This is a genomic window from Labilibaculum sp. K2S (genome assembly GCF_030372765.1).
GTDB lineage: Bacteria > Bacteroidota > Bacteroidia > Bacteroidales > Marinifilaceae > Labilibaculum.
The window spans coordinates 182,953-197,287 of sequence record NZ_JAUCMW010000001.1 but is presented as its reverse complement, the minus strand read 5'-3'; the positions used below and the strand labels follow the sequence as shown (position 1 = coordinate 197,287).

The window sequence follows — 14,335 nt, the reverse complement described above, 5'->3', positions numbered from 1 at the left end:
TTACCAAACGAAATTATAGTAAGTCAAAAGACCTTAAACCACTGAATCCCTACCTTGTAAGATCAGCTTAATAATCTGCTTAACACACGATGAGTTATGTTCATAGTAGATTGATTATAGATTGTATAATAAAGACCTTAAAGTATCGTATTCAGAAATCACTAACAACCAGAAAGTTAAACAAATATAGATGGTAAATAGCTGATTATATGACTTTTAATTAATTTCGTTTTTTTTGCGATTCTGTATCCCTTGTTTTATATATAGTAATAAATGTTTTTAAAAAGTCAATAGCTAAATAATTTTTTTTTCATTTTTTTTTTGACAATCTTGCAAAAGCAAAATATAGTGCATCCTACATTTTTAAAACACTGACACAGAAATGAATAATCATCACCTCCAGGTTTGGAATAATTGCTTGGCTGTAATAAAGGACAACGTGCCCCCAATAAGTTACAAAACATGGTTCGAACCAATCGTACCATTAAACTTGGAGAACCAGATCCTGACATTGCAAGTACCAAGTCATTTTTTCTACGAATATTTGGAGGAGCAATACATTGATATTCTAAGAAAAACACTGAGAAAAGAAATTGGCAACAGCGCTAAATTGGAATACAATGTTGTGATGGAGAATAATCACATTGCAAATTCTAAACCTTTTTCTGTTGTAGTTCCCGGGAATAATGGCACAAGCACAAAAAATCGTCCGGTTAGTATGCCTTCTGATAAGGAAGAACTAACCATTCGAAATCCTTTTGTTATTCCTGGAATTAAAAAATTACACATTGACTCGCAACTAAATCCGGATTATTCTTTTGCAAACTTTATTGAAGGAGATTGTAATAGACTTGCAAGATCAGCGGGTGTGGCTGTTTCTGAAAATCCTGGAGGTACAGCTTTTAATCCATTGGTATTGTATGGTGATTCCGGTTTAGGAAAAACCCACCTTGCTCAGGCAATCGGAATTAAAACAAAAGAATTGTATCAGGATAAAACAGTATTGTATGTAAGTGCAAACAAATTCCAAACACAATTTACTGAAGCAATCAGAAATAATAATAAGAATGACTTTCTTCATTTTTATCAAATGATTGATGTTTTAATTATTGATGATATTCAGGAATTAGCAGGGAAAGAAAAAACGCAAAATACATTTTTCCATATATTTAATCATCTTCATCAATCGGGCAAGCAGTTAATTCTTACTTCTGATAAAGCTCCTATTGAGTTGAAAGGAATGGAGAATCGTTTACTTTCCAGATTTAAATGGGGACTTTCGGCAGACCTTCAGAATCCTGATTACGAAACCAGAGTTCGGATTTTGCATCAAAAAGCATATAAAGATGGTATTGTTCTTGAAAATGAAGTAATTGAATACATCGCAAGTCATGTAACCAATAATGTTAGAGAACTGGAAGGAGCATTAATTTCATTATTAGCTCAGTCTACCTTAAATAAAAAGGAGCTTAATCTTGAATTAGCCGTTACCATTATCGACAGGTTGGTGAAAAATACCAAGCGGGAGCTTTCTATTGATTACATTCAAAAAGTAGTGTGTGATCATTTTTCGTTGCCAATTGATGTATTGCAGGTAAAAACAAGAAAAAGAGAAATTGTACAGGCCAGACAAATAGCAATGTACTTCTCGAAAACACTAACAAAAGCTTCTTTGGCTTCCATTGGCTCGCAAATTGGAAAAAAAGATCATGCTACAGTGTTACATGCCTGCAAAACAGTAAACAATTTAATTGATACTGACAGAGGTTTCAAAACTCAAATTGACGAAATTGACAAGAAACTAAAAATGTAATTTTATTACTAATTATTATATTACTACCCTAAAAGCAGATTCATTTTGAATCTGCTTTTCTAATTTTAGGTAAGATATTTTTCATTACTTTGCGCAAAAATTAAGTCTATGCTCAATCTATTATTTGCAATTCTTACTTCCACAGGAATATTTATCACCTTTAAATATCTGGAAAAATTCAAAATTGATATTCTTCCCGCTATTATCATCAACTATCTAACGGCATCTTTATGTGGTTATTTCCTGACTAATGCCACGTTCAATTTCCGCAACATTATTCAACAAGACTGGTTCAGCATATCCATACTAATTGGTATTCTTTTTATTATCGTATTCTTTATCATTGGCCGATCTACACAAAAAGCAGGCATATCAGTAACTACTTTGGCCAGTAAAATGTCCTTTGTTCTCCCCTTGTTTTTTTCCATCCTGTACTATCAGGAAGTCATTACTGCCAAAAAGATTTTCGGGATGATAATTGCAGTTAGTGCGGTATTACTCAGTATCTATAAGGAACAAGGTGATAAGATTAACCGCCGGTATATTTGGTTGCCAATACTCCTATTCTTTGGAGCCGGAACTGTTGATTCATTAGTTAAATATGTGCAACAGGAATACTTAAATTCTGGTGGAACAGAAGAGTTTTCAACTCTACTTTTTGCAATTGCAAGTATTGCAGGATTGATCACTTTATTTATTCGCAAAGATAAATTCCGCGACCTGCTTCAGCTAAAAGTTTTGGTTGGTGGAAGTATTTTGGGACTTGTAAATTTTGGCTCACTTTATTTCCTGATTGCCTCATTAAACAATTCGGGACTTGACAGTTCGGTAGTTTTCAGCATAGTAAATATTGGCATTGTAGCTTGTTCCGTATTTATTGGCTTGAGCATCTTTAGAGAAAAACTGAACAAAGTAAATATATTGGGAATACTGCTGGCATTTATTGCTATTTTTATCCTAACAAATTAATTTAACAAGTATTTTGAATAAGGAATGAGCAGCGATACTTACAAAACAATCAATCCGGCATCTGAAGGACTATACAAAGAAAAGGGAAGTAAATTCATTGCATATGCCTACCCAGTAACCAGCGAAGAGGAAATTAAAGAGTACATAGCCAATCTAAAAAAAGAATACTACGATGCCCGCCATCATTGCTATGCATATATGCTTGGCGCTGATAAATCTGAATACAGGGCGAATGATGATGGCGAACCTTCATCTACAGCAGGGAAACCTATTTTAGGGCAAATACTCTCGAATGATATTACCAACATACTTATCGTAGTTATTCGTTACTTTGGAGGAACTAAACTAGGTGTAAGCGGTTTAATACATGCATACAAAACAGCTGCTGCCGATGCAATTGCCAATACAGAAATTATTGAAAAAACTGTAAATGACATTTACGATGTTAATTTCGATTATCTGGTTATGAATGATGTAATGAAAATTATTAAAGATGATCAACCGGAACAGTTGGGGCAAGATTTCAATCTAACCTGCCAAATCACCTTAAGTATCCGCCAAAGCGAGGTTGATAAGATCATCGAAAAGTTTTCTAAAATTGATAGTGTGAAAACAGAATTTGTCAAAACCATTTAGTTCTTTCGATATCAACATTATATATAAATACATTCCTCACTTATTTTTCCGTTCAAAAAAAATGTTAATAATTAATCGATTTTTGATTTGATTTTCAGAATAATTTATACCTATATTTGTAATCTAGAATGGAGATACAACTAATTCAATCTGGAACCGCAAATAATACCAAAAGAAGTAAAGACCTTTACTCCTTCTTACACATTTTCCATTATTTATTTCGAAGAAAACATGATTTAAGGATTAATTCCCGCTTCGGCTATTTGGATAATCCTTTTCAAGAATATTTATCAAAAAACCCAACATTACTATCAATTTTAGTAATTGTTGGTTTTTTTTTGTTCAAAAAAAACAATCATATTATAAACACACTTAATTTTTAATCAATGGATAACAAAAGTTTAGTATCGATCGACGACTACACAAAAGAGGAAATCCTGGAAGTATTAGCAAGAGCTGCTGAGTTCGAAAAAAATCCTAACTGCAGCTTATTAGAGGGGAAAGTTGTTGCTTCATTGTTTTTTGAGCCATCAACCCGTACACGCTTAAGCTTCGAAACTGCAATTAGTCGCATGGGTGGAAGAATTGTTGGATTCACCGATTCTTCGTCATCAAGTGTTACTAAAGGGGAAACTTTAAAGGATACCACTAAAATGGTGAGTAACTATTGCGACCTGATTGTTATGCGTCATCCTATTGAAGGTTCGGCCCGCTACGCATCTGAAGTATCTGATGTTCCGGTAATTAATGCCGGCGATGGTGCCAATCAGCATCCATCTCAAACCATGCTCGATCTTTATTCCATCATGAAAACTCAGGGAACACTCGAAAACCTGAATATTTTTATGGTTGGCGACCTTAAATACGGTCGTACTGTTCATTCTTTGTTAATGGCACTTTCTCACTTCAATCCTACCTTCCATTTTATTGCTCCTCCCGAATTGGAAATTCCCCGTGGGTACAAAATTTTCATGGAAAAAAACAATATCAAATATTTCGAACACACCGAATTCAATGATATTATTAACGATGCCGATATTTTGTACATGACCCGTGTTCAAAAAGAACGGTTTGCGGATCCTTTGGAATATGAAAAAGTAAAAAATGTGTACATCCTAAAGAACGATATGCTTAACAATACGAAGGATAACATGAGAATTCTTCACCCGCTTCCAAGAGTAAATGAAATAGCTGTGGATGTTGATACCAATCCAAAAGCCTACTATTTTGAACAAGCTTTAAATGGTGTTTATGCCCGACAAGCTATCATAGCAAAAGCTCTTAATCTATAAATTCATACTCACGAATAAAAGCACATCATCATATGAACACAAAAAAAGAATTGCAAGTAAGCGCTATTGAAAACGGAACTGTTATCGATCACATTCCTGCTGAATATCTTTTTCAGGTAATTACCATTTTAGGATTGGACAAAAGTAAAAATTCAGTGACTTTTGGAAACAATTTGGAAAGTAAACTATTGGGAAAGAAAGCCATCATTAAAATTTCCAACAAATTTTTTGAGGATGAAGAAATCAATAAAATTTCATTAATTGCTCCGCATGCAAAACTAAATATCATTCGTGATTACAAGGTTTCAGAAAAGAAAATTGTTGAATCGCCTGAGAAAGTTATTGGTATTGCTAAATGTATGAATCCAAAATGCATTACAAATGTAGAAGCTGTAACCACTCGCTTTAAGGTGATAAATAATTCTCCTATTACCTTGAAATGTCACTATTGTGAGAAAATTACCGATCACAAAAACATCGAAATTGTATAATCGGCATTTTTTTATTTCTCAACTAAAAAGAAGTCCGTTTGGACTTCTTTTTTTGTAGAATAAATATTCATTCCCCATAGATAAAAGGATAATTGTTACCTTTATCGCCTCTAAAAAAATAAATATCCCGGAACATGATATCTTCAACAGAACAGCTTCAAAAGCTAATATTACAAGCCATTGAGAAAGGGCAAAACGGTAAAGTAAGAGCTTGTAATAAAGACCTGAATGCCATTTATTCGATTCTTAAAAAAGATCCTTTCCTGCTTTGGGATGATACTGCCATTTCCCAATTGGGAAAGGCAATTATCATGATGCTCCATTTTGATTTGATTGATGATGAAGAACAAAACATCGGGCTGGCCCATCTCTCCTATCTGTTTATTACCAGAGGAATTGAAAAAGAAGAAAATTTAGCTCCTGAAGAAGATCCGGCGGAACTTTTCCGATTAAGAAAAGATCGTGTTATTCTGATGAAAAGTTGTGATGATTCGTTTGTTGATAGTTTACAGGAATTCTATTTTGCGGATAGCAAAGCCAAGGATTTGGATGAATATAACGACCAGAGAAAAGCAGTATTAAGTCGCCTGCCCTATCTTATATTTGCTGACATACATTTAATTGAACAAGAATACCAAAACCTTAGAGATGATGTATACTTACTTGAAACAGCCAATTTTATTGAGTACGAAAACGAGATGAGTGACGAGAACTTACAGGAAGGACTTTTACTGCACAAAATTTTGTATAAACATACTTATCAGAAGTTGAAAAATGGAGAATTGAATTACTAACAGCTCCTTAAAATTAAAGGATTGTTGCATGTTATTGGAATACTTTTTACTTGAAACTTTTTTCTTATTCCTTTCCACTTGAATTCCTGACGCTTGTTACATACGACTTTAAACAAACAGAATTGTGTGAGGGATAGCAGCGGTATCCTTTTGGGAGGAACGAAAAAAAGATTTAGCGAATAGCCCGGCCCGAAGGGACACACCCAAACATAAGAAAAAGACTTTTTTATCCGCAAAACATCTAAAAGCTTATGGGTTTGCTCTTTTATTTATATCTTTCTACTTAATTTCGCAGGAAGCACAAAAATGGCTGCAATTCTTCCTGTTTCGAGTACATTTTATTTAAGCATAATGTGCATGCAATACAGCCAATTGAAACAATAAACAAAAGTTTTTATGGATATAGAAAAATACGACCTTGTTGTCTTGGGAAGTGGCCCGGCAGGTTTCTCGGCAGCAATGCGTGCCATCGATTTTAAAAAATCGGTTTGTATCATCGAGGCGAGTCATTTAGGAGGGGCCGGTATTATGAATGGTGCTTTAACTTCGAAGGCGATGTGGGAATTATCCCGGGATTTTTCAATTGCGTCATCGGTAATGAGAGGTTATCGTGCATCGGGTTTACATGTAGATTACAAAAAGGTTCAACAAACCATTATACAGGCAGCAAAACAAAAGCAATTGCAGATGCTGTCGCAAATTGAGACTTATTCGAAACCTTCGGAGACTTGTGGAAATATTACTTTAAAATACGGCTGGGGAAAATTTATCGATTCGCATACTGTTGAGGTAATTTCCAATGACAAAATAGAGCAGATTAAAGGCGATAATTTCATTATTGCAACAGGTTCACGTCCAAGACCAATGCCTGACGTTGAGATTGATAATGAGAGAATTATTGATTCGGAAGGCATAATTGATTTGAAAGAATTTCCGGAACGAATGATTATTATTGGCTCGGGAATTATTGGTTGTGAATACGCCACTATTTTTTCCAATTACAACCAAACAGAAGTACACTTATTGGATCGTCAGCATAAGGTAATTCCTTACGAGGATGATGATTTGAGTAGTTTTGTTGGGAAAAATTTAGAAAGCAACGGTGTAATTATACATCACACAGCAAACTTAAGAACAATTCGAAAACGCCCGGATTTTTTAGAAGTTGTACTGGATTATCAGGATGGTCATTCGACTGTTATAGAGGTAGATGTGGCTATTGTGGCTATTGGAAGAATACCGAACCTGGATAATATTGGTTTAGAAAATGTTGGAATCAACACTACAAATCGTGGATTTCTTGATATTAATGAAGTTTGTGCTACAGATAATTTTCAATCGTGTAATATTTTTGCTGCAGGTGATGTATCGGGGCATGCACAATTGTATTCAGTTGCCGAACTGCAGGGCAGATATATTGTTGAGGCTTTGTATGGCAATTCAGAATATCCGTTGGACTACTCAAATATGTCGACATTAATGTTCTTTAAACCCGAAGTGGCGGCTGTTGGTTTGAACGAGAAAGCCTGCCGGAAAAGTGGCATTCCATACAAAGTTGCAACCTATTCAAACTCATTGGTAAACCGTGCTGTTGCCATGCGTGCTACCGATGGATTTGTGAAAATTATTGTAAGCGATGATGGTAAGGATCGAATATTGGGTATGCGTGCTGCAGGGCCACAGGCTTCTACCCTAATTACTTCTATTGCCTACCAAATCACACAAAAAAGAACTCTGAAAGACATTCGGCAAAACGTTCATCCTCACCCAAGTATTAGTGAGGGAATTCAGGAATGTTTGCGGGTTTTTGAAGGAAAATCAATTTATAAACCCAAAGCTTTTCCCGATTTAATTAAATTGGAAAGTTGGAAACCGGAAGAAGTTTAAGCAAAAAAGACGCGATTTTCGAATCACGTCTTTTTTTTGAGTTTCTACTTTCCTCATCGTGCTAAAAATGTTTTGATATAAATCCCTGAAGATTTCGTAACTTTTAGTAAGCCCAAATCTTAAAACAAACAGCGATGAACTCAACGGAAATGATGAACATTATAATGAATGGTGATTGGCGAAATGCAGAAACAAATGATGTATGTTCTTTTTTTTGGTCGGATTCAAATCATTCAATAACGATGAAATATATTTCCGGAGAAAAAACAGGACGTAAAGATTCTCATCAATTTGTAACATTATATCATAACGCTGAGTACCTGAAAAATTGCAATCTGCTACGGTATCAGAGCAATTTGTTTACCAGTGAATTTACACTTGAATCGGAAAATGGTCCGCTATTGGTGGTTTCGAATGTTTTTGGAAAAATGACACTAATCCGGCAATAATAAAAAAACAGAAAAACCATCTTACAAGAACATACAAGATGGTTTGGTGCTATTCGATATGCTGTTAGTTTTCTATTTCTTTTATAAGCTCGAGAGCATTATCACGAATAGGCTTATATTTTGATACCCAAAGGAGATACCCAGCTACAAACGATATTACAAAAATAAATATTAACATTCCTGTTACCATAAATACAATTATCATTGGAAATTCATTTACAGTTTTAGCAAGCATTTTAAACCAATGCTCTCCACTAAACAGAAACTGCCTCGCTTCTACCAAATAAGTACTCAAATTTAGATCTGAACTAAAGAACTCCTTAGTTGCTAAAAATGTTTTTTCGCTAAGACCTAAACCTATGGCTAAGAAAAGAATTGGGGGAATACTAGCTAAATCCAAGAGATGGAATGGTCTATATCTTTTTTCTGTTTTCTTTAATAAGATCAAAGTTGGTTCGGCGTACGATATTTTTTTTATCTTCTTTTGCGCATAGGCAAAAACAAACAAAAATGTAGAGAAACCCAAGGCAATAAATACGACCTTAACAACTTGAAAAAGTCCTCCCTTTTCTATTTCAAAATAGAAGATTGGAATGTAAATAATCAAAAGAACGATGTATGTTATTTTTAAAATCTTAAAGATTTTCTGAAGATTATTATCTTCCCTTTTTAATTTATCGATAAACGATCCCATACCGTTTGTATCCTGTGAAATCTTACTGTTATTCATGCTTGCCTCCTGATAATTTAGATTTTAACTGCTCTTTAATTCTATGAATCTTCACTTTTACATTGGGCTCGGTAATGCCAATAACATCAGCAATTTCCCGCATCGAAAGACCTTCGAGCATGAGCGACATCAGTGATTTATCGATTACCGACATTTGATTTAGCTCAATTTGCAGTTGATTCAACTGAGCTTCCTGCTCGAGCTTTTCCTTTGTGCCTTCATCAAACAGAAGAGAAAGATTTTCAGTATCGACATCTACAATCATCTGCATTTGTTTGAATGCTTTTCCGGTAAAACCCAAAGAAGTATTTACTGCAATCCGATAGATCCAAGTGTTGATTGAAGCGTCACCCCTAAAAGAATCAAGGCTTTTCCAGATATTAACCAAAATATCCTGATACATATCTTTCCTATCCTCGTGATTGGGACTGTAATAGCTGCAAATCCGCCTAATTCTTTTGCCATTATCCGTGACAATATCATTAAACTTATTTTCCTTATTCACCATATTTATAGTTTGTGTACATATAGTTAGTTGGCAAGCATAACTATTAGTTACATTTTTCGAATATCTTTTTAAAAAAAATTTACTGTAATTATTACCCAACTGAGAAAACCTATTCCATTTCAAGGATTTGCTTGAGGTTTTAACGCTGAACTACCTCAGCAACAATTGCAGCAGGATCATCTAATATGGCTTGCTCTGCGCGATTCAATTCCAATTCCCGAACCAATTTCTCTTTAGTTGGGTAATAAGTTGCAAACAGCAGCATAATCATAACGGCAAAGCCCAACAAAAGCAATTCTCCGGTAAGCAAATAGGTAATAATTGCAAAAAACACTGTTCCTTCAAGCAAAGCATATTTAATGATGTTGACGACCCTATAGGATTCCATTTTAGTTTTTAATTCAGTCTCCTCTTTTGCCAGCTTTAATTTTTTGTTTGAAACTAATTTGCCTATACTAAAAGTAACAAGGAAAAATATCGGTACCAAAATCATGAAAGTCATTCGAATGACATCATCATCTCCAGTAAGTGGTCCTTGTGTTTGATTGATAAAAACGGCAAAAGATGCGAAAAACACCTGCCCTATGAGTAAAGCAACATGAATAATTGTACTCCGGCGTTGGTACTGCTGAAAATTTTGTTCTGTTTTGTTCATGTTCGTTTTGTTTGTTGCGTTGTTTACAGCATGATAAATTTTAGTGAGTAGAATCTTTATCTGGCATCCATATACGTTTTAACTGGTTTAGAATTCAACAAAACCAATAGCACAATCAGCGCGATGATCAGTGCAGTATAGGCCATAGCATAATTCAGTCCCATTGCAAAAGCCATGAATACTGTGGCAAACAAGATAAATCCAATCAAAATTCCTGAGACAATATGGAGAAGTTTCCATTTAGCAAGCAAGCCAAGATAATGCTTAAACCACCCATTATTTTAAAATGCCCGGTTTCTGATACGAAAGACTCTTTGTATACATCGGTCACAATAGGTATTGCAATGAGAATAATAGCAGCACAAAGTGTAGCTGTAAATCCTTTCTGCTGATAAAATTTTAAATTCATGATTCTTTTTTTGAATTTAGATTGTAGTTAGTGTATTTGATAAATAAATTGGTTATGTCTGCGTTTTTATTGTTTACTAACCAACCAGTTCTGTAGTACATTGAGATTTTTTCCTGTTGATTTATTTTTTGCGTTTAAGAATATTTGATCATCGCTCATTAAAAACACAAAGTTTCGAAAAGCTCAAAAATCCCGTTACATTTTTTTGTATGTTCGGCTTTTATTCGCTCCAAATTCCATTTTTAAAAAGTTGAAACCATTTTTCGATATTTTTATCATCGTATAATTCAATTGTTTTAAAAATCTCTCTGGAAAACTCAATTGAAGCAATCCCGTTTGCTGTTATTACGTTTTTATCTGTTACTGCAAATGAATTTTGATAATTTTCTTCTCCACAATAATTTGGAGCAATTCCTTTTAAATAATTCAAATCATTACTGGTGTGCTTTAAATCATTTAGTATTCCCAATTGTCCAAGATAGGTAGTCGCAGCACAAATTGCAGCAATTGATTTTCCATTTTCAAATAAGTTCTTTGTTAATTTCTCAATCTCTATATTTTCTCCTTTCTCCCAAGCCGAACCACCTGGAAGAATTAGCATATCAACATCCTTACAATTTATTTCATTAAGCGAAGTTGTTGGTTTAATTTGTAAACCACCCATTGATTTTACTGGTTTTCCATCCTTTGAGAAATAAACCAATTTAAATTGTTCGCTCTTATTTATTTCCGGGGTGAAATATGAAATTTCCCAATCAGAAAACCCATCAAATAGGAATACATATATTTTTTTAATCATTTTAATCATTTTTAAGTTTACGCAGAATTTTCTTAAGCTGACAAGCAACGGCAATCGTATCTAATTCCTGAGAAGGTCTTTTAACAACTCTCATGTGGTTTAATTTCAACACCTATTATCTTTTCAACTTCCGAATCTACAAAACAGAAACTAGCTAACAAAATATTCGTATCGAAAAATTTAAACCTACTTTTAATGCAACATAAAAAAGACTACTTTATCTTATTCTATTGAACTACAACTACCAATAGAAAAAGGAAGGTGTCATTAAAATCACTTGAAAAGGATATAAAAAAACTTTTCGCATTAAAATCATTTTTTCCGTTTCACAGTAGGGGTATTTCATTCTTCAATTGTCTTCCTGATGATTTTAAGAATAATAATGCGAAATAAGAATCATGAAAGTAAGAAATTACCTATTAATATTACTGTTAGTGCTTGCATGGAATCATGAATCCAAAGCACAATCAAATAGTAAACTGTACTCCCAAACCATTCGGGGAACCATCATTGATCATGAAACCAAACAAGGACTTATTGGAGCTAATATTGTGATTCTAAATTCCGATCCATTTAAGGGAACGGCGAGTGACATGGATGGCAATTTTATTTTAAAGCAGGTCTCCATTGGTCGAATTTCCTTACACATTAGCTGTTTAGGCTACGAGGCAAAAACCATAGCAAATATTGAAATAGGTTCGGCCAAAGAAGTTGTTCTGAAAATTGAGTTAATCGAATCGCTTACACATATCGAAGAGGTAACGGTTCATCCGAAAACTGTCAGACACGAAACTTTGAATAAAATGGCTACTGTAAGTGGCCAGGCTTTCACCGTTGAAGAAACCAGCAGGTATTCGGGATCTTTGAACGACCCTGCCCGCATGGTATCGGGCTATGCCGGTGTTTCGGGCGACGCCGAAGGCTCAAATGAAATTATTGTAAGAGGGAATTCTCCCAAGGGAATTCAATGGCGAATGGAAGGAATAGAAATACCAAATCCAAATCATTTTGCCGACGAAGAATCTACTGGTGGTGCAATTAATGCATTAAATAGCAGCATGCTAAGTAATTCTGATTTTTTTACGGGAGCCTTCACTGCCGAATACGGGAATGCCTATTCGGGAATATTTGATATTAATTTACGTTCGGGAAATAATGCAAAACACGAACAGTCCTTTGGATTTAGCACCTATGGCATCGATTTTACTGTTGAGGGGCCTTTGAAAAAAAATTACTCCGGTTCCTATTTAGCCAACTACCGCTATTCTTCACTTGAACTGCTGGATAATATCGGATTGGTAGATTTCGATGGTGTTCCCAAGTATCAGGATGGATCGTTTAAAATTGTACTCCCCACTCAAAAGGCAGGTAAATTCACTCTATTTGGTCTTTTGGGAAAAAGCAACATTCTGGCTAAGGAAGAGAATGATGAAGAAACTATTACTCTTGGGGAATACAATGTTAATTCAGATCTTACTGTAATTGGAATATCAAACCTTTTACCCATTGGCAAAAAATCGTATTTGAAAAACACTTTAGCCTACTCAGCAACCAATACTCAAAATGAATCAAGAATCTTAGGTGATGACAATACTCTGTTTGTTGCCTTAAATGAAAAATATCAACACAATTACTTTAAATATGTCAGCACATTCAACACAAAACTAAATGCTAAAAACAGTGTAAAGGCCGGAATTGAATACACCCGTTTGGGTTTTGACATCAAGAGTGTTAACGATTTTAAAAATACCGGAGCATTTACAACAGATGTAAATTCTGAAAGCAAGTCTCATTTATTCCAATCCTTTGTAAACTGGAAATACAGAATTACATCAGACTTCACTGTAGTCAGCGGAGTACATGCAAGTTATTTTAAATTGAATAATGATTACACCATTGAACCAAGGGTTGGATTGAAGTATCAGTTTTTATCCAACCAATCATTTTCCTTTGGCTTTGGTATGCATAGCAAAACAGAGAGTCTGTCTACCTATTTCATCCAATTGCATGATGAGGAAAACAATACCTACACGCCAAACGAAAATTTAAAAATGAGCAAAGCCATACACTATGTACTTGGCTATAACAATCAGTTGAACCGTAACCTGCATTTAAAAGCAGAGGCCTATTATCAGGATTTATATGACGTAGCCGTTGAAAACGACCCAAACAGTAAAATAGTACTTCAGGATATAAAAGAGGGTTTGGCAGATTTTGATTTTGTGAACAAAGGTACTGGTAAAAACTACGGTTTGGAGTTAAGTCTGGAGCGATTCTTCCATAACAATTTTTACTATTTGCTTACCGGATCTTTATACGAATCAAAATTCACTGCCTTAGATGGTATTGAACGCAATTCAAGATACAATGGAAATTATGCGGCCAATCTTCTTATTGGAAAAGAGTATAAAGTTGGACAAAATGATCAGAACAGAATTGGTTTGAATGGAAAAATAACATTCAGAGGAGGACAATATTATACACCTGTAGATTTGATGAAAAGTCAGGAGGCCGGAGAAACGGTATATCTTGCCAATAGTGAATTCAGCAAACAAGGAGATGATCTTTTTATTCTGGATGTTTCGTTCTCATACAAACTAAACCATAAAAAAACCCAGCATGAATTCAAAATTGATATTAAAAATGCAAGTAATAATCAGGCTAAAATATTGGAAAGATACAATAGTGCAACCCATAAAATAGAAGATGGTGAACAACTGTCTTTATTGCCTAGTTTGCAGTATATACTTTACTTCTAAGGCTAAATAAAACAGACTAAAACAAATAAACACCACGCAAGAATCGAAAAAACGTTCCTTGCGTGGCATTCTATTTATATATCAGACCTTTAATTAATTTACATCATAAAAAAATATTTACCTTTGTTGCTCTTAACTAGCTTA

The 14,335-nt window shown here is 34.4% G+C and carries 14 protein-coding genes; 9 read left to right on the top strand and 5 right to left on the bottom strand.

Annotated elements, in window-relative coordinates:
* Window positions 1-382 precede the first annotated feature (382 nt).
* The 8 genes from dnaA (at window position 383) to QUH73_RS00830 (ending at window position 8,331) form a co-directional block, all read left to right on the top strand.
* Window positions 383-1,813: a chromosomal replication initiator protein DnaA gene (dnaA, locus tag QUH73_RS00865; protein WP_289528559.1), complete on the top strand. Its 1,431-nt coding sequence runs from the start codon at window positions 383-385 to the stop codon at window positions 1,811-1,813.
* Window positions 1,814-1,921: 108 nt separating this feature from the next.
* A complete protein-coding gene (locus QUH73_RS00860; RefSeq protein WP_289528558.1) occupies window positions 1,922-2,782 on the top strand; it encodes an EamA family transporter in 861 nt (286 codons plus the stop codon).
* Between the two features lie 24 nt (window positions 2,783-2,806).
* Window positions 2,807-3,418 (top strand): IMPACT family protein, encoded by a 612-nt coding sequence (locus tag QUH73_RS00855; RefSeq protein ID WP_289528557.1) that lies wholly within the window; start codon window positions 2,807-2,809, stop codon window positions 3,416-3,418.
* 386 nt (window positions 3,419-3,804) lie between these two features.
* A complete protein-coding gene (gene pyrB / locus QUH73_RS00850; protein WP_289528556.1) occupies window positions 3,805-4,710 on the top strand; it encodes an aspartate carbamoyltransferase in 906 nt (301 codons plus the stop codon).
* A gap of 32 nt (window positions 4,711-4,742) precedes the next feature.
* Complete coding sequence (gene pyrI / locus QUH73_RS00845) at window positions 4,743-5,201, top strand: aspartate carbamoyltransferase regulatory subunit (protein ID WP_289528555.1); 459 nt, start codon at window positions 4,743-4,745, stop codon at window positions 5,199-5,201.
* 134 nt (window positions 5,202-5,335) lie between these two features.
* Complete coding sequence (locus QUH73_RS00840; RefSeq protein ID WP_289528554.1) at window positions 5,336-5,995, top strand: hypothetical protein; 660 nt, start codon at window positions 5,336-5,338, stop codon at window positions 5,993-5,995.
* Window positions 5,996-6,391: 396 nt separating this feature from the next.
* The gene (locus QUH73_RS00835) at window positions 6,392-7,882 is read left to right on the top strand and encodes a dihydrolipoyl dehydrogenase family protein (RefSeq protein ID WP_289528553.1); all 1,491 of its coding nucleotides are present in this window, start codon (window positions 6,392-6,394) and stop codon (window positions 7,880-7,882) included.
* A 134-nt stretch (window positions 7,883-8,016) separates the two neighbouring features.
* Window positions 8,017-8,331 (top strand): hypothetical protein, encoded by a 315-nt coding sequence (locus QUH73_RS00830; RefSeq protein ID WP_289528552.1) that lies wholly within the window; start codon window positions 8,017-8,019, stop codon window positions 8,329-8,331.
* A 64-nt stretch (window positions 8,332-8,395) separates the two neighbouring features.
* Here QUH73_RS00830 and QUH73_RS00825 read toward each other — a convergent pair whose 3' ends face one another.
* The 5 genes from QUH73_RS00825 to QUH73_RS00805 all read right to left on the bottom strand — a co-directional run bounded on the left by QUH73_RS00825 (window position 8,396) and on the right by QUH73_RS00805 (window position 11,432).
* Window positions 8,396-9,061 carry a hypothetical protein gene (locus QUH73_RS00825; RefSeq protein ID WP_289528551.1) on the bottom strand — a complete coding sequence of 222 codons (666 nt, stop codon included), beginning with the start codon at window positions 9,059-9,061 and terminating at the stop codon, window positions 8,396-8,398.
* Window positions 9,054-9,569 carry an RNA polymerase sigma factor gene (locus QUH73_RS00820; RefSeq protein ID WP_289528550.1) on the bottom strand — a complete coding sequence of 172 codons (516 nt, stop codon included), beginning with the start codon at window positions 9,567-9,569 and terminating at the stop codon, window positions 9,054-9,056. The genes QUH73_RS00825 and QUH73_RS00820 overlap by 8 nt, the downstream gene beginning before the upstream one ends.
* A 139-nt stretch (window positions 9,570-9,708) precedes the next feature.
* The gene (locus tag QUH73_RS00815; RefSeq protein ID WP_289528549.1) at window positions 9,709-10,224 is read right to left on the bottom strand and encodes a hypothetical protein; all 516 of its coding nucleotides are present in this window, start codon (window positions 10,222-10,224) and stop codon (window positions 9,709-9,711) included.
* A 205-nt stretch (window positions 10,225-10,429) separates the two neighbouring features.
* Complete coding sequence (locus QUH73_RS00810) at window positions 10,430-10,633, bottom strand: hypothetical protein (RefSeq protein ID WP_289528548.1); 204 nt, start codon at window positions 10,631-10,633, stop codon at window positions 10,430-10,432.
* 220 nt (window positions 10,634-10,853) lie between these two features.
* Complete coding sequence (locus tag QUH73_RS00805) at window positions 10,854-11,432, bottom strand: type 1 glutamine amidotransferase family protein (protein ID WP_289528547.1); 579 nt, start codon at window positions 11,430-11,432, stop codon at window positions 10,854-10,856.
* A 398-nt stretch (window positions 11,433-11,830) separates the two neighbouring features.
* On the opposite strand from QUH73_RS00805, the gene QUH73_RS00800 reads away from it, so the two are divergent.
* Window positions 11,831-14,191: a TonB-dependent receptor gene (locus QUH73_RS00800; protein ID WP_289528546.1), complete on the top strand. Its 2,361-nt coding sequence runs from the start codon at window positions 11,831-11,833 to the stop codon at window positions 14,189-14,191.
* Window positions 14,192-14,335: the final 144 nt, after the last annotated feature.

Bases quoted from the DNA above. Each gene is read 5' to 3' on its own strand.
- dnaA (WP_289528559.1), top strand. From the start codon at position 383: ATGAATAATCATCACCTCCAGGTTTGGAATAATTGCTTGGCTGTAATA.
- QUH73_RS00860 (WP_289528558.1), top strand. From the start codon at position 1,922: ATGCTCAATCTATTATTTGCAATTCTTACTTCCACAGGAATATTTATC.
- QUH73_RS00855 (WP_289528557.1), top strand. From the start codon at position 2,807: ATGAGCAGCGATACTTACAAAACAATCAATCCGGCATCTGAAGGACTA.
- pyrB (WP_289528556.1), top strand. From the start codon at position 3,805: ATGGATAACAAAAGTTTAGTATCGATCGACGACTACACAAAAGAGGAA.
- pyrI (WP_289528555.1), top strand. From the start codon at position 4,743: ATGAACACAAAAAAAGAATTGCAAGTAAGCGCTATTGAAAACGGAACT.
- QUH73_RS00840 (WP_289528554.1), top strand. From the start codon at position 5,336: ATGATATCTTCAACAGAACAGCTTCAAAAGCTAATATTACAAGCCATT.
- QUH73_RS00835 (WP_289528553.1), top strand. From the start codon at position 6,392: ATGGATATAGAAAAATACGACCTTGTTGTCTTGGGAAGTGGCCCGGCA.
- QUH73_RS00830 (WP_289528552.1), top strand. From the start codon at position 8,017: ATGAACTCAACGGAAATGATGAACATTATAATGAATGGTGATTGGCGA.
- QUH73_RS00825 (WP_289528551.1), bottom strand. From the start codon at position 9,061: ATGAATAACAGTAAGATTTCACAGGATACAAACGGTATGGGATCGTTT.
- QUH73_RS00820 (WP_289528550.1), bottom strand. From the start codon at position 9,569: ATGGTGAATAAGGAAAATAAGTTTAATGATATTGTCACGGATAATGGC.
- QUH73_RS00815 (WP_289528549.1), bottom strand. From the start codon at position 10,224: ATGAACAAAACAGAACAAAATTTTCAGCAGTACCAACGCCGGAGTACA.
- QUH73_RS00810 (WP_289528548.1), bottom strand. From the start codon at position 10,633: ATGAATTTAAAATTTTATCAGCAGAAAGGATTTACAGCTACACTTTGT.
- QUH73_RS00805 (WP_289528547.1), bottom strand. From the start codon at position 11,432: ATGATTAAAAAAATATATGTATTCCTATTTGATGGGTTTTCTGATTGG.
- QUH73_RS00800 (WP_289528546.1), top strand. From the start codon at position 11,831: ATGAAAGTAAGAAATTACCTATTAATATTACTGTTAGTGCTTGCATGG.